The sequence below is a fragment of the Litorivita sp. NS0012-18 genome, from assembly GCF_040371945.1.
In the GTDB taxonomy this organism is placed as follows: domain Bacteria; phylum Pseudomonadota; class Alphaproteobacteria; order Rhodobacterales; family Rhodobacteraceae; genus Litorivita.
The window spans coordinates 1,936,128-1,953,813 of the sequence record NZ_BAABWS010000001.1 but is presented as its reverse complement, the minus strand read 5'-3'; the positions used below and the strand labels follow the sequence as shown (position 1 = coordinate 1,953,813).

Sequence of the window (17,686 nt, the reverse complement as noted above, 5' to 3'; positions counted from 1 at the left end):
CGCTGAACCCTGCGCCTGACATCATCACCCAAGACCGCAAGTCGCGGCATTTGCCGCAGGCCGAGTTTTTCCTTTCCTTCAAGGCGATTCTCTTCTATACGCGCGCATCTGCACCGCTTTGCGGGGCATATCTCTATGGACCTTGCTGGACGACATCCCGGCCTGTGCCCCAACCCTTCAACCTAAGGAGACCCCGATGTCGATTACTGCAGAAGAAAAAGCACGGATCATGAAAGAATTCGCAACCAAAGAAGGCGACACCGGTTCGCCCGAAGTTCAGGTTGCTATCCTTTCCTCGCGCATCGCGACCCTGACCGAGCACTTCAAAACCCACAAAAAAGACAACCACGGTCGCCGTGGCCTGCTCAAAATGGTCGCTCTGCGCCGCAAGCTTTTGGACTATACCCGCGCCAAAGACGAAGCACGCTACCAAGACCTGATCAAACGCCTCGGCCTGCGCCGCTAAACTTTGATCAAAACAGAATTCAAAAAGGCCCCTGATGAACTCGGGGGCCTTTTCTTGTCTATGTCGCGCCAACCGCAAAGCCGCGAACACTCTGTCTCACGGGCCTGAACGCGGCCGGAGCGGCGCCGTCATCCGCCTTCAATACCACACCAGATCGCCGGACCCATCGGGCAGCGTCATCACGCTGCCAAAAATATATGCGCCACCACCGATGATACCGCCGCCGATCGAGCCGTAGAAAGCCCCTTCGACGGCACCGCCCGCCGCGCCTGCGGGTCCTGCCGGAGATCCTGCCCAGGCACCAAGTGCGCCGCCGACCCCCGCGCCTTTGGCCGCACCGGTGAGAATGGCATTCAAGATGCCCCAAAAGCCTTTGGGCTCCGTCGGCTCGGGTGACGGGGTCGGATCGTTCGGCTCGCCGCCGGTGCCATTTCCGTCAGGGGTGCCGCCTTCTGTGCCGGTTCCCTCGCCGCCAGATCCCTCGCCTCCAGTCCCGTTTCCACCGGTCCCGTTCCCTCCACCGGTCCCCTCGCCTCCAGAGCCTTCGCCGCCGCCCTCATTGGAACCGCCTTCGCCGCCTTCTTCGGCAGGCGGAGGTGGCAGCATAACGGTTGTGCTCTCGCCCTCGCTGGTCACCTGCGGGGCAGCGCCTGCTGGCAATTTGCCAAGGACGACATTGACCCGCCCTTCTGTCAGGCGATCGAAGACCTCGGCAATTTCACGGGTCGAGAAGCCGCTGCGCGCCAAAACCGCGGCCACGCCGCCGATAATCGGCGCAGTCAATTTGTTCTGCGCGCCGAGCGACGCAATGATCTGGGGCGCGGCCTGAGCGGGGGAGCGCAAGGCAAAGCTCTTGGCGAGCAGGTCAGCAGAGGGTTTGTCGCCCGTCAGTCGCAACAGTGCGTCCATATCCGGCGTACCCGAGGGATCAAAACCGGTTTTGCGCAGTCCCTCGGCCAATCGTTTGGCGCTGCCATTTTGTTGAAGTTGCCGGTAGGCTTGCGGCAAATAGGCCGCAATTCGGGCGTATCGTTTCTGTGTCATTTCAAAGTTCCTTGTAAAATAAGTTTGGTCTCAAGACGCCAATAATAATGGCCGCCTCGACCTTAAACGCGCCGCATTCGGTCGATCCATACATGGATTCCCCACTTGACAGGCGGGCCGCAACGCCCCTTCCCAAAGCCCTCAAAATCCTGTATGCGCGCGGTATCTGAGACGTGACGCTTTGACCTTGGCGCATGAGATGATGAAAAGGTCGGCGGCAATGGGGCCGCCATGCAAACGGGAGACCCGACAGGGGTCGGGAGTGCTCCCAATTAGGATAGCTAGATGTTCAACGAAGTGAAAAAATCCATCCAGTGGGGCGAAGAAGAGCTGACACTGGAAACGGGCAAGGTTGCCCGTCAGGCCGACGGCACCGTCATCGCCACATTGGGCGAGACCTCGGTCATGGCCAACGTAACGTTCGCCAAACAACAAAAACCGGGGCAGGACTTCTTCCCGCTGACGGTTCACTACCAAGAGAAATACTATGCCGCGGGTAAAGTGCCCGGCGGTTTCTTCAAACGCGAAGCGCGCCCGACGGAAAAAGAGACGCTGACCGCGCGTCTGATCGACCGTCCGATCCGCCCGCTGTTTGTTCCGGGCTTCAAGAACGAAGTTCTGGTGATGTGCACCGTGCTGAGCCACGATCTGGTCAACGACCCTGATATGGTTGCGATGATCGCGGCGTCGGCGGCTTTGACCATTTCGGGCGCGCCCTTCATGGGTCCGATCGCGGGTTGCCGTGTGGGTTTTGTCGATGGCGAATACATCCTCAACCCCGAAGTCGAAGACATGCACAAGCTGCGCGACAACCCCGAGCAGCGTCTCGATCTGGTTGTGGCAGGCACCAAAGACGCCGTGATGATGGTGGAATCGGAAGCCTATGAGCTGACCGAAGAAGAAATGCTTGGCGCGGTGAAATTCGCCCATGACAGCATCCAGCCGGTGATCGACCTGATCATTGATCTGGCTGAAGATGCCGCCAAAGAGCCGTTCGACTTCCAGCCTGCGGATTACTCCGACCTCTTCGCCGCCGTCAAAGCCGTGGGCGAGGACAAGATCCGCGCCGCTTACGCGATCACCGACAAGCAAGAGCGCACCACTGCGGTTGCCGAGGCGAAAGCCGCGATCAAAGAAGCGCTTTCGGAAGAGCAACTGGCCGATGAAAACCTCGGTTCGGCTTTGAAGAAGCTCGAAAGCTCGGTTCTGCGCGGCGATGTCGTGAAAACCGGCAAGCGAATTGATGGCCGTGACACCACCACGGTGCGCCCCATCGTGTGCGAAACCGGCCTCTTGCCGCGCACCCACGGCTCGGCGCTCTTCACCCGCGGCGAGACCCAAGGCCTCGTGATCACCACGCTGGGCACGGGCGACGACGAGCAGATGATCGATGCGCTGACCGGCACCTATAAATCGAACTTCCTGCTGCATTATAACTTCCCTCCCTATTCGGTTGGTGAAGTGGGCCGAGTTGGCTCGCCTGGTCGTCGCGAGATCGGCCACGGCAAATTGGCATGGCGCGCGCTTCAGGCGGTTCTGCCTGCGGCCACCGATTTCCCCTATACCTTGCGGGTTGTGTCGGAAATCACCGAATCCAACGGCTCCTCGTCGATGGCATCGGTTTGCGGCGGCTCCTTGTCGATGATGGATGCGGGCGTTCCGCTCAAATCGGCGGTTGCCGGTGTGGCCATGGGTTTGATCCTCGAAGAGGACGGCTCCTATGCGATCCTGACTGACATCCTTGGCGACGAAGATCACCTTGGCGATATGGACTTCAAAGTGGCAGGCACCGAAAACGGTATCACCTCGCTGCAGATGGACATCAAGGTTGCTGGCATCACCCCCGAGATCATGGAAAAGGCCCTCGCGCAGGCGAAAGACGGCCGGATGCATATCCTTGGCGAGATGAACAAAGCGCTGACCGGCGCGGCGGATTTCTCGGTGCACGCACCGCGTATCGAAACCATGCAGATCCCCACCGACAAGATCCGTGAAGTGATCGGGTCGGGCGGCAAAGTGATCCGCGAGATCGTCGAGACCTCGGGTGCCAAAGTCGATATCAACGACGAAGGCATCATCAAGATCGCAAGCCCCAATGGCGAGGCCATCAAGAAGGCCTATGACATGATCCATTCGATCGTGGCAGAGCCCGAAGAAGGCCAGATTTACGATGGTAAGGTCGTGAAGATCGTCGATTTCGGCGCCTTCGTGAACTTCTTTGGCAAGCGCGACGGCCTTGTGCACGTCAGCCAGATCGAAAACCGTCGTTTGAACCACCCGTCGGATGTCCTCAAAGAGGGCCAAGACGTGAAGGTCAAACTGCTCGGCTTTGATGATCGCGGCAAGGTGCGCCTGTCGATGAAGATGGTCGATCAGGAAACCGGTGAAGAGATCGTGCCGGAGAAATCCGAAGGCTGATCGCTCTACCACCTTTAAGACAGTCGGGCTCCCGCATGATGCGGGGGCCTTTTTTCGTTGGGCAACCGCGTCGCTCCGTTGCATGAGCGTAGGGCAAGACCATGGTCCAGCGTGCGATTTTCAAAAGACCTAATTGCACGCGCCTGCGGTCTGACTTCGCAGCGAGCAAGCGAGCCAAAACACGCCCTAGGCTCCGCGGCCCAAAGCCGCACGACAGGCCGCGCCTGGGGGTCAGCTTGGATATAGCCGGCTCGGGCCGCCTGAGCCTGAAGGCGGCGCCTGAGAGGCCGGATGGCATACGCGCAGCGCAGTGCCAATCCCTTGGTGCGCGAGCCTCCCGCAAAAAAGGCCCCGCGTGATGCGGGGCCTTTTGATGTGCTAACGTCTAAGCGAAACCATCTCGCGCGGCGGTTTATGCGGCGCGGTCACTGCCGGTCGCGCCCGCCGAAGGCTGCACGAAACGCGCAATGGTTTCGGTCAAGCGATCCGTATTCGAGGTGAGACCGACGCTGGAGGCAGTGGTTTCCTCGAACATGGCGGCATTCTCTTGGGTCACGCGGTCAAGATCCGTCATCGTGGCGGTGATCTTGTCGATGCCGCCCGATTGCTCGGAGACGGCTTGCGAAATATGGCCCGCTTTTTCGGCAACCGAGCGGATCGAGTCGCGAATTTCGCTCAGGACCTCACCGGTTTCACGCACCAGTTTCACGCCGCTGGCCACCTGCGCACCGGAGCGTTCAATCAAGGCGTTGATGTTGCGCGCCGCTTCGGAGGAGCGTTGCGCAAGCGCGCGCACTTCGGAGGCCACCACCGAGAACCCTTGGCCCGCCGCACCGGCGCGGGCGGCCTCGACCCCCGCGTTGAGCGCCAGAAGGTTGGTTTGGAAGGCGATGTCTTCGATCATATCGGTGATCATCTGGATTTCCTTGGACGAGCTTTCAATCTCGCCCATCGCCACCACGGCACGGTCCACCACACTGCTGCCGGTATCCGCCCGATCACGCGCCAGAAGCGTAGCTTCGCGCGCATCGCCTGCGTCTTTGCTCGACAGCTTCATACCTTCGGAAATACGGGTGACGGTATTGGTCATTTCGGCCAAAGACGAGGCCTGCTCTTCGGTGCGTTGCGACAGGCTGAGTGCGGCGGCGGAGATGCCTCCCGTCTCGCTGCGAATAGAATCGGCGCGCATCAGGACGTCGTTCATCGCCTTGTGGAGCGCCTGAAGCGCCGAATTGAATGCCTCGCGCAGGTCTTCATACTGGTCAGGGAAGCGCGCGCCGATCTGATAGCCCAAATCCCCTGCGGACAAGCGGGTCAACCCAAGGCGCAGCGCATCAACCACCGTGGTTTGCTCTGCCTGAGAGCGGGAAATCTCCGCGGTGTCTTTCTCCAGTTGCGCCAAAGCTGCGGCGAGTTTGGCCCCGTCTTCGGCCATGGCGCGGGTTTGCGTGATCCGGACCTGCACCGAGTAAATCAACACGGCCGTTTCGACTGCGACAATTGCCCCGTGGATCAAGGTGCGGGCCACATTGCCGACCAGATCACCGCCCGGATAGATCATCGCGGGCATGAGGATGCTCAGCGACAGGTGGTGGAGCACGATCAACACCGTCGCGACCAGAATGGCACGGCTGTCGATCATGATAATCAGCATCGCCAGCGCCGCGAAAAACAACATATGGCTGTCGGTTTGCCACGGGTGCCCCGCCAAGGCCGCTGTCACAAGCGCAACCTGACCGATCAAAGCGCTGCCGACACCGACACGCGCCATTGCGCCACCGCCCGCATAGAGCGCAAACGCCAAGGCACAAAGCCCGCCAGAGAACAGCCCCACCAGCAGAGCTGGATTACCGACGCTGTAGGCCACAGCAGGCGGCAGCACCGCCAGCACCAGATTGGCCGCAAGGACAATTCGGATCGCGCGGGCACGAGGTTCTTTCAACAAATCGGTTCGGCTCATGGCTCTCTCCTCAACGCAGGGCAACCAAGCGATGATTCATCGCGCGATCTCCCCCTCGGTGTTTCAACTTGGTAAAAAGCCCATAGCCTTGGGTTGGGCAGCGATGCCGCAGCCGCGCCGCGCGATGCACGAAATCAAACACCACACACGCAACCACGCGAAGGCCAATTGAAGCGGTTTTGGCCCAAGCCAAACGGGCAATCAGGTTGGATATGGCAGGCAGGTCGAACTTTTTCATGGCTCTGCGTTAGCACGCAGAAGGTTTCGCCTCGATTAACCGGCGCCGAAGATCAAACCATCCGAAGCCCGCAAAGACCGGACATTTCGAAACATATCGCCCCACAGGCCATGCCCGCACGGGCCGTGGACCAATGCAAAACCCCCGCCCCAAAACGGGCCGGGGGTTTGAAAGAACATCTGCCTTGGCGCGATCAACCGCCGCGCCCGACAGGGCACGGACGGCAATCCTACGCAGGCGATTTGGTGGTGCGCAGATAGGGCAGTTTGACGTCGATTTCGCCAAATTTCTCGCGGGCTTGGTCGTCCGTCAGGCTCAGCGCGACGATCACATCCTGACCGACTTCCCAATTCGCAGGGGTGGCCAGAGGTTGGCCAAAGGTGCGTTGCAACCCGTCAAGCGCGCGCAAAACCTCGGCAAAATTGCGGCCCACAGACATCGGATAGGTCATCGACAGTTGCAGTTTTTTATCGGGGCTGATGATGAACACCGAACGCACCGTCGCGCTATGCGCCGGCGTGCGGCCGTCGGGCAAATAAGCATCAGCGGGGAGCATATCAAACGCTTTGGACACGGCCAGATCGCTATCGGCAATGATCGGGAAGCCTGCTTTGGCACCGGCAAAGCTTTCGATGTCGCCTTTCCACTGCTTGTGCTCGTCGGCGCCATCCACCGACAGGCCAATCACCTTGGTGCCGCGCTTTTCCCATTCAGCGGCCAATTGCGCCACAGCGCCGAATTCGGTCGTGCAAACGGGGGTGAAATCTTTGGGATGAGAGAACAAAATCGCCCAGCTGTCGCCGATCCAATCATGGAATTTGATGTCGCCTTGATCGGTTTGAGCGGTGAAATTCGGGACGGTGTCATTGATGCGCAGTGCCATAGTTCATGGTCCTCCTATTGCGGTAGAAATTAGTAACCTTACGTCCAGTTAATCACCAGCGGGCAATTTTGCACCCCCTCCCTTGCAGGGGATCAAACAGGGTGACAAAGTGCCTCACGAATCCGGCGGCAATAAATCCCGCATTGCGGAAATCGCTGGAAACCGAACATCCTAGGAGGAAGATCATGATCGAGAAACGCCAGTTTTACATCAATGGAGCATGGGTCAATCCGGCCTCGCCGCGCGACCACAATGTGATCGACCCCTCGACCGAAGAGGTGTGCGCCGTCATTTCCTTGGGCGATCAGGCCGACTCAGACGCCGCCGTTGCCGCCGCCAAGGCCGCATGGCCAGCATGGGCCGCGACCCCTGCCGAAGAGCGCATCGCTTTGGTCGAAAAGCTGCTCGAAGTCTATATGTCGCGCTCCGAAGAGATGGCGCAGGCGATCTCGACCGAAATGGGCGCACCGATCGATTTGGCCCGCACGGCGCAAGTCGGCGCAGGCATGGCGCATATCAAGAACTTCATCCGCGCCGCCAAAGGGTTTGATTACAACAAACCCCTGTCCGAGAAATTTGCCGATACGCGCATCATCTATGAACCCGTTGGCGTGGCCGCTTTGATCACGCCGTGGAACTGGCCGATGAACCAGATCACGCTCAAGGTTGTGGCGGCGATGGTTGCCGGTTGCACGATGATCCTCAAGCCCTCCGAAGAAAGCCCGCTTGACGCGCTCTTGTTCGCCGAAATGGTGGATGCGGCAGGCTTCCCCAAAGGTGTATTCAACCTTGTGAACGGTGACGGCATAGGCGTTGGCAGCCAGCTGACCGCGCATAAAGACGTCGATATGGTGTCCTTCACCGGCTCGACCCGCGCCGGTATCGCGATCTCGAAATCCGCCGCCGAAACCGTGAAAAAGGTCCATCTGGAACTGGGCGGCAAAGGCGCGAATGTGATCTTCGCCGATGCGGATGAAAAAGCCGTCGGCCGCGGCGTCATGCATATGATGAACAACTCCGGTCAATCGTGCAACGCGCCGAGCCGGATGCTCGTCGAACGCTCGATCTATGATCAAGCGCTTGAGCAAGCGGCCGCCGCCGCGGCCAAGGTCCAAGTGGGCAATGCGCATGACGAAGGCCGCCACATTGGCCCCGTTGTGAACGAGGTGCAGTTCAACAAGATCCAGGGCCTCATTGAAAAAGGCATCGAAGAAGGCGCGCGCCTTGTCGCTGGCGGCCCGGGCCGCCCCGAAGGTTTCAACCGCGGCTTTTATGTGCGTCCGACCATCTTTGCCGATGTGACGCCCGATATGACCATCTACCGCGAGGAAATCTTTGGTCCGGTTCTGTGCATCTCGCCCTTTGATAGCGAAGAGCAAGCCGTCGAGATGGCCAATGATACGGTCTACGGCCTGACCAACTATGTCCAAACCCAAGACGGGGCCAAGGCCAACCGCATGGCGCGCGCGCTGCGCTCGGGCATGGTCGAAATGAACGGCCAACCCCGCGGCCCCGGCGCGCCGTTCGGCGGCATGAAGCAATCGGGCAACGGGCGCGAAGGCGGCATCTTCGGCATCGAGGATTTCCTCGAAATCAAAGCCGTTGGTGGCTGGGCGCTCGACGCCTGATCCCCGATCTTTCCCCAAAAACGCAAAACACCCGCTGGCGACAGCGGGTGTTTTTTGCGCTGCGGGCAATTCTAAAACGGGGCCTCGGCACGAAACTTCATGCCATGCCCGCCGTCAGGATGGGCCAATCGCAACTCTTCGGAATGCAGCATCATGCGCGGATGATCGTCCCGCGCGGCCCCTTCGGCATAAAACGGATCCCCCAAGATCGGATGGCCCAACGCGAGCATATGCACCCGTAGCTGATGGCTGCGCCCCGTCTTGGGATGCATCCGAACGCGGCTCTCGTTCTCGCCGTGGTTGATCACCTTATACTCGGTCTGTGCGGGTTTTCCGGTCTCGTGACACACCATCTGGCGCGGCCTGTTGGGCCAATCGACGATCAGGGGCAAATCCACCACGCCCTTGCGCGGCTCCAAAATCCCGCTCACCCGTGCCACATAGGTTTTGCGGGTCTTGCGCTTCTCGAATTGTAATCCCAAATGCCGCTGCGCATGACGCGTCAGCGCGAATATCATCACGCCCGACGTATCGCGGTCCAAACGGTGCACCAACAAGGCCTGCGGAAACACCGCCTGTATCCGCGCGATCAGGCAATCGGCCAAATCCTCACCCTTACCCGGCACCGAGAGCAGCCCCGCAGGTTTTTCAACGGCCAAGAGTTCATGGTCTTCATGCAAGATCACCAAAGGATCTTGCGGCGGGTTGTAATCGCTTTGCATGAGCGCCAAATGGCATGCCCCGCCCCCCAAGACAAGAGGCGCGCGCCTGTGCGCTTTGCTCGAACACCCCCGCGGCAGCCCCATTCGCGTGCCGGCAATACCGACCCTGCGGCCCCGCTCCCTCTTTTGCAGGTTCAACAAATATCCCCGCCGGAGGCTTCCGCGCCCCCCGCGCGATCCGCCCTGACTATTCTTGCGCAACACCTGCAGGGATTTCGTAATAATCCCCCTTATCGGCGCAAAAAATGTGTTTTGCGGTGGCGATTCCGCTCGGACCGTCAATGGTGCCCGATCCGATAGAGGTTTTGCCTTCGCCGTCTTGTTGCCAAAACATCGAGGCCCCGCAGGTTCCGCAAAATCCTCGCCGTGCGCTATCCGATGAGCGAAACCACCTGAGGCGATCACCGGTGATTTCCAATGCTTCGGTCGGCACCTGAGTGGCCGACCAGTAGTGCCCCGAGGTCTTGCGGCATTGCGTGCAATGACAGGCCACCGAAGGGCGCAGCGCGGCATCCGTTTGCCATGTCACGCCGCCGCACAAACACGATCCTTTGGTCATTTGACTACCCCCTTTGCGGCATGGCCGAGCTGCCCAGCAAAATGCCGTAAACGACGAAACACAGCGCCATAAATCTGCGAAACCCCACGTTGAAAACCGCCCCCAACGCGGCGCGGCCGATCACCACGCCAAGGCCGGTGTAGGTGCAATAGGACAGGGTCGTCAGGATCAATGCCGTCGGCATGATCACCGCCATCTGGTTCCAGATCGGCACATCGGGCTGCACGAATTGCGAAAACGCCGCGAGATATCCCGCGACGGATTTGGGGTTGATCGTGGCGATCAAAAAGGCGCGCGTGTAGACGGATCCGGCGGGGGCTTTTTCCATCGCGGGCGGACGGCGCGCGATGACCCATCCGCGCACTCCGGTGAAGATCAAGAACCCCGCGCCGAGGTATTTTGCCACCATGAAGCCCATCGGAGAGGCCGCAATCAAGGCCGTCACCCCCGCCGCCGAGAGGCTCAAGAACAACACAGCTTGGGTCAAGATGCCCAGCACGCCCCAAAGCGCGCGTGAAAACCCCAGAGCCATGCCGTTTTGAATGCAGTTCACCGCATTCGGCCCCGGCGTTGTGACGAAAACCGCCCAAAACAGCGCGAAGACAAGCCACGCCTCAAAGCTCATGCAAAAACCTGCGCGAGGATATCCGCCAATTCATCGGCATCCTCTTGCGTAAAGGCATCGGGTTGGTTGCTGTCGATATCGAGAACAGCGATCACTGTGCCGGAGGCGTCAAACACCGGCAGGACCAATTCCGAGCGGGTCGAGGAGGCGCAAGCGATATGACCGTCGAAGGCCTCGACATCGGGCACCAATTGCACCGCACCTGTCCGCGCCGCCGCACCGCAGACCCCGCGCGAGAACGGAATGGTCAAACATCCGTGGCCACCCTGATAGGGGCCGATTTTCAATAGCTCGGGGTCCGTGACGCGGTAGAAACCGGTCCAATCGAAGCGGTCATCGCTGTGATGAATCTCGCAGGCCAGTGTCGCCATAAGCGCCACGCGGTCATGTTCGCCCTCGGTCAGGGCGCGGATGGTGTTTTTCAGATCGGAGTATGAAACGCGCATGTGTGCTCTTTTCGGCTGGGAAGGGAGGGGGCTGTCTGCCCCCGCGCTTGTCCGGCGCCCCCCGAGGATATTTTGAGAACCTGCAGGGGCGGCAAATCTCGGGCCGCCCCGCAATGAATTACACGCGCTCGATGGCGATGGCCGTGCCTTCGCCGCCGCCGATACAGATCGCCGCCACGCCGCGTTTGAGGCCGCGTTTTTCAAGCGCGTTCAAAAGCGTGACGACAATCCTTGCGCCGGAAGCCCCGATCGGGTGGCCCAGCGCGCAAGCGCCGCCGTTGACGTTCACCACATCACGCGAAAGGCCCATTTCATGCATGAAAGCCATAGGGACCACGGCAAAGGCCTCATTGACCTCCCATAGGTCCACGTCCTCTTTGCTCCAGCCAAGGCGCGCCAGAAGCTTTTGCGCGGCGGGCACGGGGGCGGTGGTAAACAGGCCGGGCGCTTGGGCATGGCTGGCATGGCCAAGCACGCGGGCGCGGATGTTGAGACCTTGGGCCTTGGCGGCCTCTTCGGAGGCCATCACGAGCGCCGCAGCCCCGTCCGAGATGGAGGAGGAATTTGCCGCTGTGACGGTGCCGTCCTTGCGAAATGCAGGTTTCAGGGTCGGGATTTTTTCGGGGCGGGCTTTGGCCGGTTGCTCGTCGGCGTCCCATGTGACGTCGCCCTTGCGGGTGCTGAGCGTCACGGGGGCGATTTCATCCTCGAAGGCGCCGCTGGCCTGTGCCTCAAGCGCGTTGGACAAGGAGCGCAGCGCATATTCGTCTTGGGCTTCGCGGGTGAACTGGTAGCTTTCGGCGCAATCCTCGGCGAAGGTGCCCATCAAGCGGCCTTTGTCATAGGCGTCTTCAAGCCCGTCGAGGAACATATGGTCGATCACGCCTTGATGGCCGATGCGCGCGCCGCCGCGCATTTGCGGTAGCAGGTAAGGCGCTTCGGTCATGCTTTCCATCCCGCCTGCGATCATCACATCGGTTTGGCCAAGCGCGATTTGATCGAAAGCGATCATCGCCGCTTTCATGCCGGAGCCGCACATTTTGTTGAGCGTAGTGGCAGGCACCTCCTCGCCAAGGCCGCCCTTGAAACCGGCTTGGCGCGCGGGCGCTTGGCCTTGACCGGCGGGCAAAACGCAGCCCATGAGCACCTCTTGAACCGTTTTGGCCCCCGCATTGGCAAGCGCCGCGCGGATTGCCGCCCCGCCCAGATCGGCCGCTGGCGTGCCGGAAAAAATCCCTTGAAAGCCGCCCATCGGTGTTCGGGCGGCGCCCGCAATTACTACGTTTTTCATGAAGTGTCCTCCTGACCCTGTCCTTGAATACCGAATGGTAAGGTTTGGCGTCTAGCCTGTTTCGTGACCAATGCCGCAACGAGTGGAGCGAATATGGACCTGAGCACCCAAAATACAGGCGATGTTCTGATCGTCACAGTGAATGAAAACCGGATTGATGCTGCCGTTGCGATCAAATTCAAAGATCGCATGCGGGATTTGACATCCGATGGACCCATGCGCGTGGTTCTGGACATCAGCGCAGTCGAATTCATTGATTCGAGCGGCTTGGGGGCGATCGTCGCCTCGATGAAACAGTTGGGCGACAAGCGCGCGCTGGAACTTGCGGGGCTCTCGCCCACCGTCGAAAAAGTGTTCCGGTTGACCCGCATGGACACGGTTTTCAGCCTGCACAATTCCGCACAAGAGGCCATCGCGGCCCATGCGGGCTGATCGCTTGACCTTGCAAGAGGGCGTGACTGCTATGGATTTCTCTACTCCCACATTCGAAATGAATGCGCCCGATGTCTTGCTCAACTTCCCAAGCGGCGAATTTGCGGTGCGAAAAGCCTTGGCCGCGATTCTGTCGGGGCTGGAATTCCTGGACCTCGACACCGAAGAGCGGGGCACCGTGGAATTGGTTCTGGCCGAAGTGCTCAACAATGTGGTCGAACATGCCTATGGCGCCCAAACGCCAGGGTGGATCGAAGTCGCCTGCGCCCACCGCGCGGACGGGTTGCATTTTGCCATCCGTGACGAAGGAAAAGAGTTGCCCAAAGGCAGTTTGCCGATTGGCAAGTTGCCCGAATTTGGCGATGATCTGGCGGCCCTTCCGGAGGGCGGATTTGGGTGGTTCTTGATCCAAGATCTGGCAAAGGACGTGGTGTATCGCCGTGTCGGCAACAGAAATACTCTGACGCTTCGGATTTCTATCTGCAAAACCCACACACCGAACTGAGCCGGTCCCCTGCACCGACATCGCGGGTTGCCTTGCTGCGCATCGCGTTCGGCGCCGACATTAACCGCGAAATGTGGACAAAAGGCCCAAAAGCCGCAAAATGGCCCGATTCAAATCGCAATGCCGCCCGAATGATGGGGGATAGAGGAAGGGTAGCTGCATATAGCTTCCCTCGGCGTCGCGTTTCAACAGCCCCCACCCAGTGCGCGGCGCCGAGGACTTACTCCCCAAAAATCAAATAGCAAACGTGCCGACCGCCAAACTACGGGATTGGCAGCGGCATGTGTTCTTTCTAGGCTCCTGCTTCAATGCGGAGGAGAAAGAATGCGTGACTTCCATTTGCCCGGGCGTTCGCCCGTAATGTCGACCAAGGCGGCGGTGGCCACCTCGCATCCTTTGGCGGCGCAAACCGCCATCGATATCCTCAAGAGCGGCGGCAACGCGATGGATGCCGCTATCGCCGGCGCGATGGTTTTGACGATCGCCGAGCCGCAAATGTGCGGCATGGGCGGGGATTGCTTTGCGCTCTATACCCGCGCGGGCGAGGCGGAGGTGCGTGCGCTCAATGGATCGGGCCGCGCGCCCCAAGGCGCGGATGCGGCCGATTTGCGCGCCGCAGGCAAAGCCCGTGTGCCGCTCTTTGGCGCGCCCGAAGCGGTGACCACCCCGACCGCAATCGATGGATTTTGCCATCTGGCCGAAACCGAAGGGCGGATGGGCATCGACCGGTTGCTCGCGCCCGCGATTGATTACGCCGAGCACGGATTGCCGGTCTCGCCGCGTGTGGCCTCGGATTGGAAGGCCTGCGCGGGCAACCTACATGGCGCGGCGCGGCAGCATTTCTTGATCAACGGCACCGAACCGCAAGTTGGCGAGATATTCTCCTCGAAGGGGCAGGCCGAGGTCATGCGCCGCATCGCCAAAGACGGGCGCGCGGGGTTCTACGAGGGCGAGGTCGCCGAAGATATCATCTCGACCTTGCAAGGGCTTGGCGGGGTTCATCAGATGAGCGACATGGCCGCCGCCCGCAGTGACGCCGTCGACCCGATCTTTGGCACCTATAAGGGCGCAGACCTCTATGAGCATCCGCCCAACGGCCAAGGCGCCACCGCGCTTTTGATGCTCAATATCCTGTCGCAGTTCGATCTCGCCGCGCTCGACCCGTTTGGCGCCCAGCGCGCGCATCTGGAGGCCGAAGCGGCCAAGCTCGCCTATGATGCACGCGATCGGTTCTTGGCCGATCCGGCCTTCACCGACGGGCTCGATCACATGCTGAGCGTAGAGACCGCGGGGCGCCTCGCGGCGTTGATCGACCCACATCATGCGATGGAATTGCCGGTCGCGGCGCGAACCGAGGCCGTGCATAAGGACACGATCTATATCACGGTGGTGGATGAGGACCGGATGTCGGTCTCGTTGATCTTCTCGATTTTCCACGGCTTCGGGTCGGGGATCGCCTCGGAGAAATTCGGAATATTGCTACAAAACCGCGGCGCGGGTTTTTCGCTTGTCGAGGGCCACCCGAACGAGATGAAGGGCGGCAAGCGCCCGATGCATACGATTATTCCGGCGATACTATGCGAAGGCGGCAAGGTGCGGATGCCTTTTGGGGTGATGGGCGGGGCATACCAACCCAATGGTCATGCGCGGATGATCACCAATATGCGCGACTATGGTTTGGACCCGCAGGCATCGGTCGATGCGCCGCGCAGCTTTGCCGACATGGGCAAGCTCATGGTCGAGCGCGGCTACAGCGATGAGGTGCGCGCGAAACTGACGGATATGGGCCATGAGGTCGAGGTTCCCAAGGGCCCGTTGGGCGGCGCGCAGGCGATCTATATCCGCGACAATGGGGTGTTGGAGGCGGCGTCCGATCCGCGCAAAGACGGCTGCGCGATGGGGTATTGAAGCCCCTCCTGCAATTGCGGCTCAGAAAGTCGCGGCGCGGGATTGATCTCAGTTCAACTGGAAATGCAGCGGATAAAGCCCGTCTTCGAAGGGGCCAAAGAGATCGGGAATATCGGGGTGATCCACTGGCTCGCCCGAATAATCCGCCACGAGGTTTTGCTCGGAGACATAGGCGACGTAATAGCTTTGATCGTTTTCCGCCAAAAGGTGGTAAAACGGCTGCTCACGGCGCGGACGGCTGTCTTCGGGAATGGCCGCATACCATTCTTCGGTGTTGTTGAATTGCGGATCGACGTCAAAAACCACCCCGCGAAACGGGTGTTTTTTATGTCGGACCACCTGTCCGAGGTGGTATTTTGCACGTGTCTTCAACATAAGATTGCAGCCTCTATTCCCTGTTAGTAATCATTTACAAAGGGCATTGTCCAATAATTCACCCGAAATTAAGGGAAACAGTCTGTGAACCTTGCTCTAACAGTGCTCGAAATCACCGCTCCGGTGTTTATTTTGGCAGCAATCGGATTTGCTTGGGTCAAAGCAGGGTTTGAATACCGCGTCGGATTTGTCACCCAACTGGCAATGACGCTGTCGGTGCCCTGTCTGATTTTCACCGCCTTGATGAAAACCGAGGTCGATCCGGTGGCTTTGGCCACCCTGTCGTTAGCCTCGATCGCGGCTTATGGCGCGGTGACCGTCGCGGCGGCGGTCATGGTCTTTATACTTCGGCTGAAGATGCGCACCTATCTGGCGCCGGTGATTTTCGGCAATACGGGCAACTTGGGCCTGCCTCTGGCGCTCTTTGCCTTTGGGGAAACGGGGCTGGGTTATGCTGTCGTGGTCTTTGCAATCATGGCGATATGGTCGTTTACTTTTGGCATCTGGGTCGTCGCGGGCGGCGGCAGTTTGACCAAAGTGCTCAAGGAGCCGCTGGTTTGGGCGACGCTTCTGGGCGGGCTGTTTTTGTGGCAAGATTGGCAAACGCCGCGATTTTTGACCAATACGCTGGAGCTTATCGGGCAAATGGCAATCCCCTTGATGTTGATCACATTGGGGGTTGCGGTGGCACGGTTGACGCCTGGCCGCACGATGCAGGCGATTGTGATCTCCACGCTCAAACTGGCGCTTTGCATTGGCATTGCGTGGGCTGTGGGCCGCTGGTTCGCACTGGACGATACGGCCTTTGCCGTTTTGGTCATGCAGGTCAGCACGCCCGTCGCGGTGACCTCCTATCTATTGGCCGAGAAATACGGCGCGGACTCTGATGCGGTTGCGGGGCTGGTCGTGGTCTCGACGCTGATGTCGGTGATCGCGATCCCTGCCTTGCTCGCGGTTCTTTTGTGACGCGGCGCATTCCTGCCGTGGGCGAGAAAACGTGATTTCACCCGAGCGAATATTGCGGTATAAGAGCTAAAAACGCGGGAAAACACCGCAAGACAAAAGCGAGAGGCAGATGAGCAGAACTCTTCGCGCTATATTGATGGTTGCCTTGTTGGCCTCTTGCGGGGGCGGGAATTTTTCCGCGCCGCGCAATCTGGACAATGCGTGTTCGATCCTCAAACAGCGCCCGACCTATATGAGCGCCTTTAGGCAAGCGGAGCGCCGTTGGGGCGTGCAGCCGCATGTTTTGATGGCGATGATCTATCAAGAGAGCAAATTCATCGGCAATGCCCGCACGCCGTATCGCTATGTGCTGGGCGTGCTGCCGATGGGGCGGCAAAGCTCGGCCTATGGCTATGCGCAGGCCTTGGATGCGACGTGGGACGAATACCGCAAAGCGACGCGAAAATACGGGGCAAGACGCGACCGGATCGACGATGCGACCGATTTCATGGGTTGGTATATGACCCAAACCCGCGAACGCAACGGCATCGCTTTGAGCGATGCACGAGCGCAATACCTTGCCTATCACGAGGGCCATACCGGATATAGGCGCGCCTCCTACAATGCCAAACCGTGGCTGTTGCGTGTCGCCGGAGAGGTTGGTGCGCGCTCCATCACATACGAGCAGCAATTGGCAAGTTGCCGCGTGCGGGGACGTTGATCGCGGTTATGGACGACAACTGGACGTTGGGCCGCGCCGGCATGTCCGGCGGTGTATATCATAGTCGGGCATCGGGCGACGGCGGCGTGATTACCCCCTACCCGTCCCGCCCCCGCTCATCTGGGTTACTGGAAAACAAGGCGATCTTGTTGCCTTGGGGATCGCGCAAGTAGCCGACATAAAATCTCGGCCCGTAGGACGCGCGAAAATCCGGCTGACCCTCGTCACGCCCGCCCGCCGCAAGCGCGGCGGCATGTAGAGCGCGGACTTGGGCTTGGCTGCCCGCCTCGAATGCGGTCATCGCGCCGTTCCCTGCCGAGGCGGGCCTTCCGTCAAACGGCGATTTGACGTAAAAATCGGGCGGCGCAAAGGAAAGGTCCTGCGCGCGCGGCAGAACATAGCTCAGCCCCTCGGGCCCTTCGTGTAGGTCATAGCCAAGTGGCAAGAGCAGCGCCGAGTAAAACCGCCGCGCCAGCGCGATATCATCTGCCCCGACGGTGACATAGGCAATCATGCATAG

Annotated in this window: 19 protein-coding genes; 8 read left to right on the top strand and 11 right to left on the bottom strand. The window is 60.0% G+C overall.

The features are described 5' to 3' along the window. Positions 1 to 196 precede the first annotated feature (196 nt). Positions 197 to 466 (top strand): 30S ribosomal protein S15, encoded by a 270-nt coding sequence (gene rpsO / locus ABWV64_RS09395; RefSeq protein WP_353344366.1) that lies wholly within the window; start codon positions 197 to 199, stop codon positions 464 to 466. Between the two features lie 138 nt (positions 467 to 604). Here rpsO and ABWV64_RS09390 read toward each other — a convergent pair whose 3' ends face one another. Continuing rightward, positions 605 to 1,510: a hypothetical protein gene (locus ABWV64_RS09390; RefSeq protein ID WP_353344364.1), complete on the bottom strand. Its 906-nt coding sequence runs from the start codon at positions 1,508 to 1,510 to the stop codon at positions 605 to 607. 285 nt (positions 1,511 to 1,795) lie between these two features. On the opposite strand from ABWV64_RS09390, the gene pnp reads away from it, so the two are divergent. After that, positions 1,796 to 3,928 (top strand): polyribonucleotide nucleotidyltransferase, encoded by a 2,133-nt coding sequence (gene pnp, locus ABWV64_RS09385; protein WP_353344362.1) that lies wholly within the window; start codon positions 1,796 to 1,798, stop codon positions 3,926 to 3,928. A 412-nt stretch (positions 3,929 to 4,340) separates the two neighbouring features. Here the strand turns inward: pnp and ABWV64_RS09380 are convergent, their stop codons facing one another. From ABWV64_RS09380 to ABWV64_RS09370, 3 genes are all read right to left on the bottom strand, one after another. After that, positions 4,341 to 5,888, bottom strand: coding sequence for a methyl-accepting chemotaxis protein (locus tag ABWV64_RS09380; RefSeq protein WP_353344360.1), 1,548 nt, complete (start codon positions 5,886 to 5,888; stop codon positions 4,341 to 4,343). Positions 5,889 to 5,898: 10 nt separating this feature from the next. Further along, entirely contained in the window at positions 5,899 to 6,126 is a 228-nt protein-coding gene (locus ABWV64_RS09375; RefSeq protein ID WP_353344358.1) for a hypothetical protein, read from the bottom strand. Positions 6,127 to 6,355: 229 nt separating this feature from the next. Then, on the bottom strand, positions 6,356 to 7,009 hold the full coding sequence (locus ABWV64_RS09370) for a peroxiredoxin (RefSeq protein ID WP_353344356.1): 654 nt from the start codon (positions 7,007 to 7,009) through the stop codon (positions 6,356 to 6,358). Positions 7,010 to 7,194: 185 nt separating this feature from the next. Here ABWV64_RS09370 and ABWV64_RS09365 point away from each other — a divergent pair, with 185 nt between their 5' ends. Further along, on the top strand, positions 7,195 to 8,637 hold the full coding sequence (locus ABWV64_RS09365; RefSeq protein ID WP_353344354.1) for an aldehyde dehydrogenase family protein: 1,443 nt from the start codon (positions 7,195 to 7,197) through the stop codon (positions 8,635 to 8,637). Between the two features lie 71 nt (positions 8,638 to 8,708). Here the strand turns inward: ABWV64_RS09365 and ABWV64_RS09360 are convergent, their stop codons facing one another. The 5 genes from ABWV64_RS09360 to ABWV64_RS09340 all read right to left on the bottom strand — a co-directional run bounded on the left by ABWV64_RS09360 (position 8,709) and on the right by ABWV64_RS09340 (position 12,280). Next, a complete protein-coding gene (locus tag ABWV64_RS09360) occupies positions 8,709 to 9,359 on the bottom strand; it encodes an RluA family pseudouridine synthase (RefSeq protein WP_353344590.1) in 651 nt (216 codons plus the stop codon). Positions 9,360 to 9,546: 187 nt separating this feature from the next. Continuing rightward, the gene (locus ABWV64_RS09355) at positions 9,547 to 9,918 is read right to left on the bottom strand and encodes a GFA family protein (protein WP_353344352.1); all 372 of its coding nucleotides are present in this window, start codon (positions 9,916 to 9,918) and stop codon (positions 9,547 to 9,549) included. Positions 9,919 to 9,922: 4 nt separating this feature from the next. Beyond that, on the bottom strand, positions 9,923 to 10,543 hold the full coding sequence (locus ABWV64_RS09350) for a LysE family translocator (protein ID WP_353344350.1): 621 nt from the start codon (positions 10,541 to 10,543) through the stop codon (positions 9,923 to 9,925). After that, positions 10,540 to 10,989 carry a free L-methionine (R)-S-oxide reductase MsrC gene (gene msrC / locus ABWV64_RS09345; protein WP_353344348.1) on the bottom strand — a complete coding sequence of 150 codons (450 nt, stop codon included), beginning with the start codon at positions 10,987 to 10,989 and terminating at the stop codon, positions 10,540 to 10,542. Before msrC ends, ABWV64_RS09350 begins: the two co-directional genes overlap by 4 nt. A 118-nt stretch (positions 10,990 to 11,107) precedes the next feature. Further along, positions 11,108 to 12,280, bottom strand: a complete 1,173-nt coding sequence (locus ABWV64_RS09340; protein WP_353344346.1) for a thiolase family protein — start codon at positions 12,278 to 12,280, stop codon at positions 11,108 to 11,110. Positions 12,281 to 12,373: 93 nt separating this feature from the next. Between ABWV64_RS09340 and ABWV64_RS09335 the strand changes: the two genes are divergently transcribed. From ABWV64_RS09335 to ABWV64_RS09325, 3 genes are all read left to right on the top strand, one after another. Next, on the top strand, positions 12,374 to 12,712 hold the full coding sequence (locus ABWV64_RS09335) for an STAS domain-containing protein (RefSeq protein ID WP_353344344.1): 339 nt from the start codon (positions 12,374 to 12,376) through the stop codon (positions 12,710 to 12,712). A 31-nt stretch (positions 12,713 to 12,743) separates the two neighbouring features. After that, positions 12,744 to 13,217: an ATP-binding protein gene (locus ABWV64_RS09330; RefSeq protein WP_353344342.1), complete on the top strand. Its 474-nt coding sequence runs from the start codon at positions 12,744 to 12,746 to the stop codon at positions 13,215 to 13,217. 324 nt (positions 13,218 to 13,541) lie between these two features. Beyond that, the gene (locus ABWV64_RS09325; protein WP_353344340.1) at positions 13,542 to 15,125 is read left to right on the top strand and encodes a gamma-glutamyltransferase family protein; all 1,584 of its coding nucleotides are present in this window, start codon (positions 13,542 to 13,544) and stop codon (positions 15,123 to 15,125) included. Positions 15,126 to 15,173: 48 nt separating this feature from the next. Here the strand turns inward: ABWV64_RS09325 and hspQ are convergent, their stop codons facing one another. Further along, positions 15,174 to 15,500, bottom strand: a complete 327-nt coding sequence (gene hspQ, locus ABWV64_RS09320) for a heat shock protein HspQ (RefSeq protein ID WP_110795995.1) — start codon at positions 15,498 to 15,500, stop codon at positions 15,174 to 15,176. A gap of 84 nt (positions 15,501 to 15,584) precedes the next feature. Here hspQ and ABWV64_RS09315 point away from each other — a divergent pair, with 84 nt between their 5' ends. Next, positions 15,585 to 16,466 carry an AEC family transporter gene (locus ABWV64_RS09315; RefSeq protein ID WP_353344337.1) on the top strand — a complete coding sequence of 294 codons (882 nt, stop codon included), beginning with the start codon at positions 15,585 to 15,587 and terminating at the stop codon, positions 16,464 to 16,466. Between the two features lie 109 nt (positions 16,467 to 16,575). Further along, on the top strand, positions 16,576 to 17,166 hold the full coding sequence (locus ABWV64_RS09310) for a transglycosylase SLT domain-containing protein (RefSeq protein ID WP_353344335.1): 591 nt from the start codon (positions 16,576 to 16,578) through the stop codon (positions 17,164 to 17,166). Between the two features lie 97 nt (positions 17,167 to 17,263). On the opposite strand, the gene ABWV64_RS09305 is transcribed toward ABWV64_RS09310, so the two are convergent. Then, on the bottom strand, positions 17,264 to 17,680 hold the full coding sequence (locus ABWV64_RS09305) for a VOC family protein (RefSeq protein ID WP_353344333.1): 417 nt from the start codon (positions 17,678 to 17,680) through the stop codon (positions 17,264 to 17,266). Between the last annotated feature and the right edge of the window lie 6 nt (positions 17,681 to 17,686).

What these genes read in the sequence shown, in the direction of transcription:
- rpsO (WP_353344366.1), top strand. Translation starts at nt 197, where the DNA reads ATGTCGATTACTGCAGAAGAAAAAGCACGGATCATGAAAGAATTCGCA.
- ABWV64_RS09390 (WP_353344364.1), bottom strand. Translation starts at nt 1,510, where the DNA reads ATGACACAGAAACGATACGCCCGAATTGCGGCCTATTTGCCGCAAGCC.
- pnp (WP_353344362.1), top strand. Translation starts at nt 1,796, where the DNA reads ATGTTCAACGAAGTGAAAAAATCCATCCAGTGGGGCGAAGAAGAGCTG.
- ABWV64_RS09380 (WP_353344360.1), bottom strand. Translation starts at nt 5,888, where the DNA reads ATGAGCCGAACCGATTTGTTGAAAGAACCTCGTGCCCGCGCGATCCGA.
- ABWV64_RS09375 (WP_353344358.1), bottom strand. Translation starts at nt 6,126, where the DNA reads ATGAAAAAGTTCGACCTGCCTGCCATATCCAACCTGATTGCCCGTTTG.
- ABWV64_RS09370 (WP_353344356.1), bottom strand. Translation starts at nt 7,009, where the DNA reads ATGGCACTGCGCATCAATGACACCGTCCCGAATTTCACCGCTCAAACC.
- ABWV64_RS09365 (WP_353344354.1), top strand. Translation starts at nt 7,195, where the DNA reads ATGATCGAGAAACGCCAGTTTTACATCAATGGAGCATGGGTCAATCCG.
- ABWV64_RS09360 (WP_353344590.1), bottom strand. Translation starts at nt 9,359, where the DNA reads ATGCAAAGCGATTACAACCCGCCGCAAGATCCTTTGGTGATCTTGCAT.
- ABWV64_RS09355 (WP_353344352.1), bottom strand. Translation starts at nt 9,918, where the DNA reads ATGACCAAAGGATCGTGTTTGTGCGGCGGCGTGACATGGCAAACGGAT.
- ABWV64_RS09350 (WP_353344350.1), bottom strand. Translation starts at nt 10,543, where the DNA reads ATGAGCTTTGAGGCGTGGCTTGTCTTCGCGCTGTTTTGGGCGGTTTTC.
- msrC (WP_353344348.1), bottom strand. Translation starts at nt 10,989, where the DNA reads ATGCGCGTTTCATACTCCGATCTGAAAAACACCATCCGCGCCCTGACC.
- ABWV64_RS09340 (WP_353344346.1), bottom strand. Translation starts at nt 12,280, where the DNA reads ATGAAAAACGTAGTAATTGCGGGCGCCGCCCGAACACCGATGGGCGGC.
- ABWV64_RS09335 (WP_353344344.1), top strand. Translation starts at nt 12,374, where the DNA reads ATGGACCTGAGCACCCAAAATACAGGCGATGTTCTGATCGTCACAGTG.
- ABWV64_RS09330 (WP_353344342.1), top strand. Translation starts at nt 12,744, where the DNA reads ATGGATTTCTCTACTCCCACATTCGAAATGAATGCGCCCGATGTCTTG.
- ABWV64_RS09325 (WP_353344340.1), top strand. Translation starts at nt 13,542, where the DNA reads ATGCGTGACTTCCATTTGCCCGGGCGTTCGCCCGTAATGTCGACCAAG.
- hspQ (WP_110795995.1), bottom strand. Translation starts at nt 15,500, where the DNA reads ATGTTGAAGACACGTGCAAAATACCACCTCGGACAGGTGGTCCGACAT.
- ABWV64_RS09310 (WP_353344335.1), top strand. Translation starts at nt 16,576, where the DNA reads ATGAGCAGAACTCTTCGCGCTATATTGATGGTTGCCTTGTTGGCCTCT.
- ABWV64_RS09305 (WP_353344333.1), bottom strand. Translation starts at nt 17,680, where the DNA reads ATGATTGCCTATGTCACCGTCGGGGCAGATGATATCGCGCTGGCGCGG.